The organism is Pedobacter kyungheensis, from assembly GCF_000812965.1.
Classification (GTDB): Bacteria; Bacteroidota; Bacteroidia; order Sphingobacteriales; family Sphingobacteriaceae; genus Pedobacter; species Pedobacter kyungheensis.
This window is the reverse complement of the sequence record NZ_JSYN01000006.1, coordinates 31,209-44,346: the sequence shown is the minus strand read 5'-3', so window position 1 is coordinate 44,346 and position 13,138 is coordinate 31,209. Positions and strand designations below refer to the sequence as shown.

13 protein-coding genes are annotated in these 13,138 nt (G+C 38.6%); 9 read left to right on the top strand and 4 right to left on the bottom strand.

The features are described 5' to 3' along the window. Positions 1-20: 20 nt before the first annotated feature. From OC25_RS07065 to OC25_RS07055, 3 genes are all read right to left on the bottom strand, one after another. Positions 21-527, bottom strand: a complete 507-nt coding sequence (locus OC25_RS07065; protein WP_039473464.1) for a UpxY family transcription antiterminator — start codon at positions 525-527, stop codon at positions 21-23. 94 nt (positions 528-621) lie between these two features. Then, the gene (locus OC25_RS07060) at positions 622-3,030 is read right to left on the bottom strand and encodes a GumC family protein (RefSeq protein WP_052266019.1); all 2,409 of its coding nucleotides are present in this window, start codon (positions 3,028-3,030) and stop codon (positions 622-624) included. Next, positions 3,030-3,851 carry a polysaccharide biosynthesis/export family protein gene (locus OC25_RS07055; RefSeq protein WP_039473462.1) on the bottom strand — a complete coding sequence of 274 codons (822 nt, stop codon included), beginning with the start codon at positions 3,849-3,851 and terminating at the stop codon, positions 3,030-3,032. Before OC25_RS07055 ends, OC25_RS07060 begins: the two co-directional genes overlap by 1 nt. 864 nt (positions 3,852-4,715) lie before the next feature. On the opposite strand from OC25_RS07055, the gene OC25_RS07045 reads away from it, so the two are divergent. From OC25_RS07045 to gap, 8 genes are all read left to right on the top strand, one after another. Beyond that, positions 4,716-5,117 carry a hypothetical protein gene (locus tag OC25_RS07045; protein WP_039473457.1) on the top strand — a complete coding sequence of 134 codons (402 nt, stop codon included), beginning with the start codon at positions 4,716-4,718 and terminating at the stop codon, positions 5,115-5,117. A gap of 221 nt (positions 5,118-5,338) precedes the next feature. After that, on the top strand, positions 5,339-5,725 hold the full coding sequence (locus OC25_RS07040; RefSeq protein ID WP_156131415.1) for a hypothetical protein: 387 nt from the start codon (positions 5,339-5,341) through the stop codon (positions 5,723-5,725). A 146-nt stretch (positions 5,726-5,871) separates the two neighbouring features. Continuing rightward, a complete protein-coding gene (locus OC25_RS07035; RefSeq protein WP_039473453.1) occupies positions 5,872-6,294 on the top strand; it encodes a hypothetical protein in 423 nt (140 codons plus the stop codon). A gap of 415 nt (positions 6,295-6,709) precedes the next feature. Then, the gene (locus OC25_RS07030; RefSeq protein WP_039473451.1) at positions 6,710-7,156 is read left to right on the top strand and encodes a hypothetical protein; all 447 of its coding nucleotides are present in this window, start codon (positions 6,710-6,712) and stop codon (positions 7,154-7,156) included. A gap of 86 nt (positions 7,157-7,242) precedes the next feature. Beyond that, positions 7,243-7,677, top strand: a complete 435-nt coding sequence (locus OC25_RS07025) for a hypothetical protein (RefSeq protein WP_156131413.1) — start codon at positions 7,243-7,245, stop codon at positions 7,675-7,677. A gap of 104 nt (positions 7,678-7,781) precedes the next feature. Continuing rightward, positions 7,782-8,522, top strand: a complete 741-nt coding sequence (locus tag OC25_RS07020; protein WP_039473910.1) for a glycosyltransferase family 2 protein — start codon at positions 7,782-7,784, stop codon at positions 8,520-8,522. A gap of 127 nt (positions 8,523-8,649) precedes the next feature. Then, positions 8,650-9,729 (top strand): MraY family glycosyltransferase, encoded by a 1,080-nt coding sequence (locus tag OC25_RS07015; RefSeq protein WP_245221921.1) that lies wholly within the window; start codon positions 8,650-8,652, stop codon positions 9,727-9,729. 112 nt (positions 9,730-9,841) lie between these two features. After that, a complete protein-coding gene (gap, locus tag OC25_RS07010) occupies positions 9,842-10,837 on the top strand; it encodes a type I glyceraldehyde-3-phosphate dehydrogenase (RefSeq protein ID WP_039473448.1) in 996 nt (331 codons plus the stop codon). A gap of 249 nt (positions 10,838-11,086) precedes the next feature. Here gap and OC25_RS07005 read toward each other — a convergent pair whose 3' ends face one another. Next, positions 11,087-11,473 (bottom strand): DoxX family protein, encoded by a 387-nt coding sequence (locus OC25_RS07005; protein WP_039473446.1) that lies wholly within the window; start codon positions 11,471-11,473, stop codon positions 11,087-11,089. Between the two features lie 165 nt (positions 11,474-11,638). Between OC25_RS07005 and OC25_RS07000 the strand changes: the two genes are divergently transcribed. Beyond that, positions 11,639-13,027 carry a sulfatase family protein gene (locus tag OC25_RS07000; RefSeq protein ID WP_039473443.1) on the top strand — a complete coding sequence of 463 codons (1,389 nt, stop codon included), beginning with the start codon at positions 11,639-11,641 and terminating at the stop codon, positions 13,025-13,027. Positions 13,028-13,138: the final 111 nt, after the last annotated feature.

Here is a 13,138-nt window from a genome sequence, read left to right as displayed (position 1 = left end):
TACATTCTAACCTCTCAAATCTATAAGAGCGGCTCAACAAAAGCCACCGAGGTATTGATATTGATAGAATAACCCATATTTTGTAAACGCAATACAATACGTTGTTTATTTTGTACCGATACCAGTTCGGCAATCATTCCTTTAAAAGGACCTGCTTTAATTAATACCCTTTCGCCCGCTTTAATGTCGTAATCAATTACTTCCAAATCCGCATCTGTGGCCAGTAAAAGTTTCAGGTCATTAATTTGCTGATCGGGAATAGATGCGATTTTGCCCGAAAAATAAATAAACCTGGCAATGCCATTCGTCATTAATACTTCTGCATATTCTTTAGCCGAGATATAAGCAAACAGATAAGATTTAATCAGAGGCTCCTCCACGATTTTTTTACGATCGCTCCATTGTTTAACCGTCTTTTTTAGCGGTAGATAGGCCAAAATGGCTTTCCTGTTCAATTCTTCGTATGCTTTTTTTTCAGCCCTCGAATGGGTATAAACCGGATACCACCTATAATTTTGATCTATCATTTGGCTTAACCTTAAGCTCAGTTTTTTTTAATACTTGCAATTTCTCTCCTTTCGCAGTCAGTTAACCACTTTAAACAATTAAACAGTTAACCATTTATCCTTTCTTCTTCCAAAACTCCCACCAGCTTCGCTCATCATCATAGTAACCACTCTTGCCATAACCTGTATAATTTGAGTAATAATAAGTTCCGGTATTACTATGGGCATAATTTGTAGTATAAATGTTGGCGTGTAGTTTTTCATCGCCAAAAGAGTTTAAAATAATGGCAATGTTGTTCAGACCATATTCTTTTGATAAACGATCTGGAATGGTGGCTGCTCTGAATTTAGATACGCCCGAACGGATAATAAACAGGTTGATATCTGCTTTTCTGATTAACGGAACTGAATCTGAAACCAATCCCACCGGTGCTGTATCAATAATAATATATTCGTAGGTTTCCCTAAGTCTTTCAATCAGTGCAGCCATCGCTTTATGGTGTAAAAGCTCAGATGGATTTGGTGGTACAGGGCCTGAGGTGATATAATCGATGTTGTGCTTTTCGTCGGTAAATACAATATCATTTAAACCAGCCTGATTGGATAAATAATTGCTCAAGCCAATTTTATTATCCGAACCAAAAGCACGGTGCAGTTTCGATTTGCGTAAATCTGCTGCAATCAAGATCACCTTTTTATCAATAATGGATAATGTTCCGGCGAGGTTTAAACTCACGAACGATTTGCCTTCTCCAGATACTTCGGAAGTAATACAGATAACTTTCGTATCCTGATCGCTGGCCATAAAACTCAGGTTGGTCCTAACCGATCTTACTGATTCGGCAAAAATAGATTTTGGTCTTTCAATCGAAAGAACACTCTCGCCAAGCTCCACTTTTTTAGGATACTTTAAAATTACGCCAATAATTGGGGTGGCTGTTAAGCCTTCAATTGTTTCGATATCGTATAGGTAAGGATTCAGTATCCTAACCAGCAAAATTAAACCCAGGCCAGAAAATAAGCCCATAAACAGGTAAGAAGAGTAAATTTTCTTTGGAATAGGGGAGATTGGAAAAAAAGAAGGCTGAGCTGCACTTATAATCGTTGCCCCTGAAATTACTGCTGCCGAACTGATCTGTGCAGAAAGTTTACGTTCAAATAACATCGAAAACATACGTTGATTAATATCAAAATTGCTCTGCAGTTTGGCAAAATCATTTTGTTTAGCCGGTATGCTACCCAAAGCCTGGTTGGCCTGGCCAATTTGTCCGTTGATATAGCTAATGGTTTTTTGATTGCGTTCGTGTAATAACCTGATGTTGGTTACAATGGCCTGCTTAACCTCATTAATTTGCCGGTTAATATCCTGAATGGGTTGCGCATCGGCATTAAAATTCTGCAGTTTATTCTCACGGTTAATAATCAGCCCGTTGAGTTGGGTAATTAAGCCTGTTAAAAGCGTACTATTGGTGCCTTCAAGGTTTAAATTCAGCTGGATACGATCTTTATTGTTTTTAACCTGGTTTTCTAACTGTTGGATGCCTAGTTCTTGCAATTGCAGCTCCGCAATCTGATTCTGTAAATTAGCAAGTTTAGAATTACTAAGCTGCTTATCTGTTGAAGGATCTATGATTTTATTGTTGCTTTGAAAACTCGATAGTTTGTTGCCCGATTTATTTACCTGTTCATCAAGAAAGGCAATTTGGCTGTCTAAATAATCGATCGTTTGTTTAGCCGATCTTTTCTTTAGCGTTGCATCATTTTTAACGTACTGTTTAATGATTTCGTTCAATACGTCAGCCGAAAATACAGGGTTACTATCGGTATGCGTAACGCCCATAATATTCGTGTTTTTTTCCTGCTCAAAAACGTTTAACCCTCCGGCAGCCCTCCCATAAAGATCGCGGATACCATTAAACTTAAAACTATAATTGCCCGTTGCAGGAATTTCTGTTTTGACAGCAAATACCATATTGCCGGCATTTATGGCCTGCCCGTACTGGTATTTTTTAGTGCTTTTATGGTTATCGTCACTGCTCGATAATTCGAAAGTCCGGTTGTCAACAGGTTTAACCGTGTAAGTTGCCCTGCTGAAATTAACGGAGTCCTGGCTAAGAATATCAACTTGAAAAGGTTGTTTGGGATATAGCTCTGTTACCCTTACTCTGCCCTCTAAATAGTAGCTGATTTTATAGTCGAGATTTCTTAATGCATTTAAAATCACAGGCTCCGAACGCATAATAATACCTTCTGTCTGAATCTGATTTTGGTTAAATGGTCGATAATTTACAGGTGTGCCCGGCAGCGACATCTGTTGCTGCTGATCGCCATCTAATTTTAATGATGCCGAAGTAATGTAAATAGGGGTAATACTACGCACATAAAGCCAGGCCAGCACAAAGCTAATGAGCACGGTACCAGCAACCCAGTACCACCTGCTTAAAAAAATCAGGAGAATTTTCCAGTAGTTAATCGTCTGACTGGCTAATTTTCTATTTTCTATGGGTGCTGTAGAATTATCCATTAGCGGGTTAGGGTAAAGATTAATACGGCCAGGTTCACTACAACCAGAAAAGGTTGCACAACATTGTTAATGCTAGATAATTTTTCACTTAATGCCGAACTCTTTGTTTGTTGAAGTACAATAATATCATTGTTTTGAAGAATAAGCTTCTTGCTGGCCAGGCTATTAATATCGTTCAGGTTTACGTAAATAATTTCCGGGTGGCTCCTGTCGCCACGGATAATTTTAAGTGTTTTTGGGTCTGCGGTTTTATTAATACCACCGGCTTCGCCAATAATATCAATAAGTGTAGTGTTTTCCCGTTCCAGTAAAAAGTTTCCCTGCCTGCCAAATTCCCCTAATAAAGTTACTTTCAGGTTTACTACACTGAGTTCTATAATCGGATCGCGCAGCAATTGTTTAGCATATAAATCCTGTATTTTAATGGCTGCTTCCCTGCGGCTTAAACCCAATACTTCTACTTTACCTATGGCTGGCAGATTTACTTTACCATCAATATCAACGGGGTACGATAAAACATTGTTAATATTCCCTGATGTTGTGTTCTGAGCATTGCTGGTTGTGTTACCAGATAGAGTTGCCGAAGCACCAAATTCTTTATTTTGTACATTTCGGATGGCCAGTTGATCGTTAACTTTTATTTTATAATATGCGTCGCTAATCCCCTGGTCATTCACCACATACACCTGTTTAATAGTGTCTGTAACAATATCGCTTGGAGCATTAAAAAGACTATGCTCCTTTCTGGCTGCACAACCAGCAAAAATGGCACAAACAGATAGAACACAAAGGAATTTTAAAACTGCTTTTGTCAGAATCATAATCTAGAATCGGGATATATGTCGATTGCTCATCAGCAATAACACCAAAAATATGGGTTAAAGATGCTTAAAAAAAAATTAAATTGGAAAGTATGTTCCGCTAAATGTAGCTGCTACATGGCTTAAAATATGACAACGTTTAATTGACTTGTTGCTTTGTATAACCGATCTCCCTCATTAACAGGTGCTTCAGGTAAATATGGCCTCTCAACGGTCAAAAGGATATAGAAAAGACATTATTAGTACATTTTTTCGCATTGATAAAAATCAACATGAAAGTTTGTTTGTGTATGTTTATAGCTACGCTTTTGGGGTAGGTTTGCCCATATTTTTCTTCGTATGGCAAAGCGTTACATCTTATTATTTTATTTTTGGATACTTTGTATTGTTCAGGCTTTTGCAGATACAGGTTGTGCATATGCAGGGTATGTATATACCAGAGCTCCGTATTTCAATAATATTTTCGATTTTAATATATATTGGTCAGTTCCGCTGCAGGATAATTGTCCCTCCGGGTCACTTCAAACTACCCAATATGCAAATATTTCTAACACATCCGGAACTACCTGTAACGTTGGCTTTTTTCAGGCAGGAGTTGAAGTTAGCTATCAGGTTGATTTTTGTTCTCTGGATGATTTGATTTGGATAATGCTGTTTCCAGTATGTTTTTGGAGTTATAGATTTATGATTAAAAGGGAGCGGATTACTTTATTTAATTGATTTCATCATTGCACTCTGAATGATAAGATATAATTGAGCTTTATTAGTTTCTAATCGATATTGGAATGCTTTTGTTGCATGGTATATTTTGAGATATCTGATGTGTTACATATTTTTAAGCCATAATTGTTCCCTTATTATTTCATGAAGAGCACTCTATTTGTACTGGTGGTTTTGCTATTATTTCCAATTTTTTCTAAAGCAGCAATTGTTACCGGCTGTCAGGCAACTTTAGGTTCCAATACTATTTATTACGATCGGGATGGTACTATCTTATTTAATGGCGTTCCACAATATCGCAATGATAACTATGTAAACAGATACACGCTTTCTGAAGTACATTGCTACAGTGGATTAGGGAGTGGACAAGGTTCATGCTATATTAAAGGTTATGGAGGTCCAGGTGATGACTATGGAACACTCGTTACTTTTTCAACAAGCCCAACAGATTGTCCTATCGATGGTTATGTGCCTTTATTGCTGTTTTCTTTTTCTTCATTGTCTTTTTTTTGGATCAGGAAGAGAGTTGAGGTTGCCAGTATTTAACTGAGACCACCCTTGGTAATGTTTGCAATTTTTTATAGACTAAAATTAAGAGATGTATTAATCATACTATATATTGATAGATAGCTATCTGTCATAATTGGTGAATTAATATTTGCTTCTACTTAGTTTTTGTTTGCAAAATGTCTTTTTTGTAGTTTTATATTTACTTTGTTGTATTTTTTAGGTTATTATTGTGATCTTTGTAATCTATGGTGGCAAAGGTGTTCAAGGTCTTATTATCGCTTTTAATTTTTATTTCTTTTTCGGTTACCGCTTCAGCTCAAACAGGTTGTTTGGTGCTTAACTTCGATGCCTACAGTAAGGTTTTTAATAACCACGAAACGGCAACGCAATTTTATACAGGTAATGGTAATAACTTTGTGTGGTGGGAAGGCGTCTGCGGTCCGCATACCTATATTGCCACTTCTGGCAATTCATTAGGGCCTTGTACCCTGAATGGGTCTACTAAAACCGGACAGATTTATGCTATTTCGGGTACTTTTACCGCGCCATGTGGGGTCCCACTGGATGATTATAGCATTTTTATGGCTTTGTTTTTTGGTTTGGCAGGAACTTATGTAATTTGTAACAGGCGCTTACTGGTCTAAAAAATGTATCGTCTTTATTGCGTTAAAGCATAGGGGGTATGTACGCGGTTAAAGCAGTGAGTATACTGTTGATGTATGATTAAATAGATTTTTGCATTTTTTCTATAAAGCTTATTAATTTTAGGCATCTATCCTTAAGTAAGTCTATGAAAAAAATGTCAATTACTCTGCTATGCGGGTTATTTTTCATTATTAACAATGTTAAAGCCCAAACTTATGGTTGCCTGGTAACCGACGGCGGAAACAGGAGACTGTACACGGTACCAGAATCCCCTGCCAGTACTTATACTGCAAACTGCGGAGGTGTTTCTCAATCTAATCTTAGTGGTTATACAGGTAGTCCTGTTACAATAGATGCCGCTTGTTCATGGACACCGGGGGTGGTTGACGTTCAACCGCATACCTGTTACATACCATCCGGAGGCTATTGTGGTAAGTTGGGAACTTATGTTTTAGCTTGTTCATTAGATGATTATGTTGGATTAATTGTCTTGGTTGCAGGTTTTTTGGCTTGGTACATTTTAAGATCAGATACCCGGAAGTCTGTGTTTTTAAAAAAAATTGTTTAAATCTTAGGTTGTAAAATTTGCTTGTATTTAAAGCAAAATTTACTTGGCACAAATCAAATTTCTTAAATGCTTTGTACTGAGATATGATTTTCTCAGCTTTTGTACTTTTTCTAGTAATAGATTAATCTTCCATTTATACCTCTCATTTCCCAATTGATATCATTAATATTCAATATAAATATCTGAACGCTGTTCATTTTGTTCATGATATTTGTCAATTGATTTTTCCTACCCAAAAATGGCTTAAGGCGCTAAAATAGTGTCTCCTAGGCGCCTTAAGCTACACTGTCGCTTGTTCTGCGTAAAATATTGGACATTTCGATTGTCTGTTGATTGTCGTTTTTAAAAACCACGGGAAAAGCTGCTTCGTACATAGCATCTTAATTCACAATATTTGCAAAATATTGTAGTATTAATGATACTATATTCTTTGTTTATGATTTTTTGTAGAGTAATTTTTTTAAGTCTGTCGATTTTAGTTTTTTCTAGTTATTACGGTAAGGCTCAGTCGTCAGTAACAGGCTGCTTAACCGATGGTGATACACGTTTATACCCTAATTCTATCGGCAATAAAGATCCTTATGGCGGTACCAGCATACCCGCATATAATGGAACGCCTTATGTCGTAGATAATAGAAACTTCTCAGATGTTGAGTGCGATACTTACTATATTTACAATAAAGGAGGAACAAATTGTGTTATTTATGATAATAGTGGCACTGTTTTTCAAAATAAAAATGGGGTCATATCAGAGATTCGACTAAAAGTATGTAATGTGCCATTAGATGATTTTGATTGGGTTCTTTGTAGTACTTCTATTGTATTAGTTTATTCAGCATTTAGAAAGCAAGCTAAATCCTAAGATTAAAAGTCCTGTTCTTCTTGAACAAAACGAACGAGCTTTTTAGTTTATGAAGGCGGTAACTTCGTGTATCCTACAATTGATACATGAAATTTCTATGCGTTTTTCTAATAACCTCACTAATTTCTTTGGGTAGTTTTGCTCAAGGCTCAGCAACAGGTTGCTTAATACCATCTCAAAACATCGTATATCAAACCCCAGAGGATGCTTTGGTTAATGCCGTGCTTAAATTATTGTTGGGGGGTAATCCATCATATAGTGCGGCTTCTGGGGTAAGTTTGAGTTCTAATTATTGTTCCTGGACCCCCAATCCATCAGGCTCTTTTAACTGTGGTGTTTGCACCACTTATACTTTTAATATCTTAGGCCTTGTTAACGGATGTCAATCGGGTGCTCTGCTGGAAGGCTATGTAGGAACATATACCATGGTAGAATGCAATCTCGACGATCATTCCTGGCTCTTTGGTGCTGCGGCAGGGGTATTCGGCATCTTTATCATCAGAAAAAGAAATAAACCCTGAATTGCTTTCTTTAAATTATCTCTTCTGCGTATCCTTACTTAATTTTATATTTACCCGGGCTTCAGCTTTTGCATCCATGCTAGTTGATGACCGATTGGTTAATTATGAAAATATCCCTCATCACTGTCGTTTATAATGGCGAAGCTTTTTTGCAGGAATGTTTTAATTCTGTTAAGTCTCAAACTTACCCGGATGTAGAATATTTAGTAATTGATGGCGGATCGAAAGATAATACGCTGGGCATTATAGCCGAAAACCAGGCCACTATCCATTATTTTGTTTCAGAAGCTGATCATGGACTTTACGACGCTATTAATAAAGGTATAGCAAAAGCAACCGGCGATATTATTGGTATTTTAAACGCCGACGATATGTTTTCGCGACCAGACGTATTGGCTGCTGTAGCAGAAACTTTTAAAAACCAGCCCGAAATAGCTGGTTTGCATGGCGATTTAAATTATATACACCCTGTTACAAATAAAATTGTAAGAAAGTGGCGATCAAAAAATGCTGATTTTAGGGATTTGGCAAAGGGGTGGATGCCTGCTCACCCTACACTTTATTTAAAAAGATCGTTATTCGAAAAGCACGGTAACTATGCCTTAAATTTAGGAACCACTTCAGATTACGATTTAATACTTAGGTTCCTCTATACCCATCAAATTAAAACAGCTTATTTGCCCATGCTTATGGTTAATATGCGTGTGGGAGGAGTGAGTAATAAATCGCTGCATAACCGCTGGCTTGCGCTTGTAAATGATTATAAGTCACTCAGGAGGAATAAAATACCGCATCCATTCTGGGTATTGGTAAAGAAAAAACTAAGCAAGTTAAGGCAGTTCTAAGCTTAAAAAGAGTAGAGTCTGATCATGTCTTTTCTTCAAAATGCTTGATCTATGTCATGTTAATAGCTTGTTACTAATGTAGTTCATTCTGCAAATTTTCCTACATTTGATCATAATTCATCCCGTTTTGCTTAAAGATATACTGCACGCTAATCCCGCTTATTTTTACAGCGCCATATTTATTCTGGCGTTTTCGGCTGTAATTTTAAGTGTGCCCAGTGTAATTTATACTTCGTTAAAATATGGGCTTTTTGATAAAAATGACTTACACCGCAAAACCCATAAGCACAACATTTCGCGTTTAGGAGGGCTGGCTATTGTAGGTAGTTTTACCGTTTCAATTTTGCTTTTCTCTGCAATTATTAATTTCAAAGAAGCCAATTTTGTTATTGCATCCTGTATCATCCTTGCTGCCTTGGGCTTAAAAGATGATGTATATGGCACCAATACCAGCACCAAGTTTATTCTGCAAATTGTGGTAGCTTTTATTCTGGTGTTTTTTGGCGCATTTAGGCTAACCAGTTTATATGGGGTATTGAATGTGGGCGATATGCCTCCTTTATGGGGTAGCCTTTTCTCCATCGCGCTGATTATCTTCTTAAATAACGCCTTTAATTTAATTGATGGCATTGATGGGCTGGCGGGCGCAATTGGGATATTAACAAGCCTGGTATTTGGTATATTGTTCGCCAGCATGGGGCAGATTGCCTACTCCTTTATTGCTTTTGCTCTGGCAGGGGCCATTGCGGGTTTTTTAAAATATAACTGGTTTCCGGCCCGGATTTTTATGGGCGATACCGGTGCATTGATTATCGGGTTAATTTCTGCTGCTTTGGCCATCAAATTCATTGAACTTAATAAGTTTACCGGTAACAATCATCCGGCCTTTTATTCTGCACCTGCTATTGCGGTTGCTATACTTATTGTGCCAATATTCGATTCGTTAAGGGTGTTTTGCATCCGCATTTTAAAAGGTTCTTCGCCTTTTAAAGGAGATCGCAACCACATTCACCACCGTTTAGAACGGCTTGGCTTAAAACCAAACTGGATTGTACTTGCTTCATTAGCGCTTAATATCGTTATTCTGGTCGCTACCATTGCCCTGCAAAGGTTGGGTAACTTTGTACTCATTTGCCTCATTATAGGCATTTGCGCTGTCTTTAACGGACTGCTTACCTTAAGTTTGTTCCGAAAATCTAAAGCTTAACAACTGTCTGTTTATACCACAAAGTAGCTTTCATCATCCCATTTCCATCTTATGATATCATCCTGTTCAATTCATAAATTAATACTAATTTTGCGCTCTAATTTTTGATAACATGAGGTTGGCAATAAATGGTTTTGGTAGAATAGGAAGAACATTTTTACGTTTGGCATTGGCCGAGGGCTTTGAAGTAGTAGCGGTTAACGATCTGGCAGATGCCAAAACAATGGCGCACCTGTTTAAATATGATACCGTTCATGGGGTTTTTGCAGGTAATGTTTCGGCTAAACCCGATGCACTGGTAATCGATAACCTTTCTATCCCGGTTTTTGCCATTAAAGATGCCGATGAATTGCCTTGGTCGGCATTGAGGGTTGATCTGGTGATTGATTGCACCGGCAGAAATTTAACCCGTTCTTCAGCCGAAAAACACATTGCCTCAGGTGCCAAACAAGTATTAATTTCTGCCCCGGCAGCTGATGATATTCCAATGGTCGTACTGGGGGTTAACGACGATCAGATTGATTTGAGTAGTCCGGTACTTTCTAATGCAAGTTGTACCACCAATAACATTGCACCCATGATTAAGATTCTGAACGATAACTGGGGAGTAGAAGAGGGCTATATTACTACAATCCACTCTATGACAGGCGATCAGAACCTGCACGATGCCAACCACAAAGATTTAAGAAGGGCCAGGGCAGCTTCTTCGTCAATTATCCCAACTACAACGGGTGCGGCTAAAGCCATTACGCATATTTTTCCTGAACTGGATGGCCGTTTGGGAGGTGCCGGAATCAGGGTGCCGGTTTTAAACGGATCGCTTACCGATTTTACCTGCCTTTTAAAGAAAAAGACAACTATTAAGGAAATTAATACGGCTTTTAAAAAGGCTGCAGAAAATGAGCTTAAAGGCCTGGTACAATATACCGAAGATCCTATTGTTTCGATTGATATTATCGATAATCCTCATTCCTGTGTATTCGATGCACTGCTTACTTCTATTGTAGGCGATATGGTTAAAGTGGTAGGCTGGTACGATAACGAATATGGTTATAGCAGCCGTTTAATTGATGTGGTAAAAAAAATAAACTTGTTGCAAAAAAACTGATCTTCTTAATCTGGTTTTGTCCAAATACCTGGTGTGCTTAGGTGTCTGTGGTGGTAAATTATTGACCGCTTATTCGCTACGGTTATTTCAGGAGCAGGCAGGAGATTTTTCGTCTTACCAAATGCTCAGGTGTGCTTAGTTGTCTAAGGTGGTAAATTATTTGATAACTATACATCACATATTATCTTCCCATATGGCTAATTTCCTAAATGTACTGAATTGTCTAAGCTGATAAATTTTACTTGCTTATTAATCTGTCGATTTTAACGCCCAGTATACCAGTACCGGCTGAAAAAACAGGCGCAAAAATCTCTTCGTATCGGTATTCAAGCCAAAGGCACTTCTTTTATGGGTATACTGCGAAATATTTCCGGGAAAAACAGCGATAAACAGGCCTGCCGCAATTTTACCAACCAGCGTTTCATGTCTTTTCGGCGCCAGTAGCATGGCGCCACCCAACGCAATTTCGACCAGGCCAGAGTAAACTACTGTGTCATCTTTTTGCAGTGGCACCCAATCAGGCACCTGCGCCTGAAAGGCTTTTCGTGCAAAAGTTAAATGACCGGTTCCTGCTACAATTAAGCCTGCGCCCAGTAGTAGTTTCGCCGCCGTTTGGATGTTTCTTGCTTTTATCATACTTTGTTTTCTCGCCAACAATTAATGAACAACCGTTAAAGGTATTCTGTTTTAATTAACAGTATCGTTTCTTTTTCAGCAGTCTTAATCTATCCAATTCATTACATTTTGGTTAATATCAGAAGTTTATATTTGGTTAATCTACTGAAACTAAATACCAAAAACATGAATAAAGAGCCCATAACCTTTGCATGGTTGGCAATTTTGATTTTAACAAGCACCTTAAATGCAAATGCCCAGAAAAAGATAACCAAAACAAAGGCACCCAACGTAATTATTATTTTAACCGACGACATGGGCTTTAGTGATGTGGGCACTTTTGGTGGTAAATTTGTACCCACCCCTAATATCGATCGGATTGCGGCCAATGGCTTAAAGCTTACCCAGTATTACAGTGCGGCACCTATCTGCTCGCCATCACGTGCGGGGATGCTTACCGGTATGTACCCGGGCAGATGGAATTTTTGTACTTACCTCGACAATAAGAAACACAATAAAGACGCTGAACAAGCCGATTTCCTCGATCCCAAAGCCCCAAGTATGGCCAGGTTTTTTAAAGATGCGGGCTACGCAACAGGTCATTTTGGTAAATGGCATCTGGGGGGCGGTCGCGATGTTAAAAATGCACCAGGCTTTGATCAATATGGTTACGATGCGCATGCCAGTACTTACGAAAGCCCCGATCCCGATCCGGCAATTACCGCTACCAACTGGATCTGGTCAGACAAGGATAGCATTAAACGTTACGACCGCACAAAGTATTTTGTAGATAAAACCCTTGCCTTCTTAAAAGCACATCAAAACCAGCCTTGTTTTGTAAACCTTTGGCCCGATGATGTGCATACACCCTGGGTGCCGAGAAAGGAAGCTGAATATACAGGTCAATATCCGATGAATCCTGAAGAAGAAGCTGCCTTTAAACTGGTACTGAAAGAATACGATAAGCAAATCGGGCGGCTTTTGGATGGGCTGAAAGCACTCGGGATAGATCAGAATACAATTGTTATTTTTACCAGTGATAACGGGCCGCTGCCGAGTTTTAAAGGAAGCAGGGCAGCAGGCTTGAGGGGATCTAAACTTTCGCTGTACGAGGGAGGTATTTGTATGCCTTTTCTCATCAGCTGGCCCGGGCACATTGCCAAAGGTAAAACTGACAATCTATCTATAGTAACAGCTACGGATCTTTTGCCTTCTTTAAGTAAAATGGCCGGCATTAGTTTGCCTCAGAGCTATCAGGGCGACGGTATGGACAGGAGTTCGGTTTTGATGGGAAAACCCTCATCAAGGAATAAGGAGATATTTTGGGAATATGGGCGGAATGATATTGCTTATAAATATCCCCGTGCGGTTGATAAAAGCCCAAATCTTGCTATCCGGGAAGGAGATTGGAAATTGCTGATGAACAGTAACAACACTGATATGCAGCTGTATAACATCGTTAAGGATAAAAAGGAGACCACTAATTTGGCTGCCAGCGAGTCTAAGATTGCAAGCGGTTTAAAAGATAAGTTACTGGCTTGGTGGAAATCCCTTCCAAAATTGGAAGCCAATTAATGCGCCAGTCATAAATAAGGCATCCAGTTTTAACCAAATGTTTGGATGTGGTTTGTTTGGGTCAATAACCGAATTTACCACGAAAATGTTAAAACTTTATGCTTGATATTA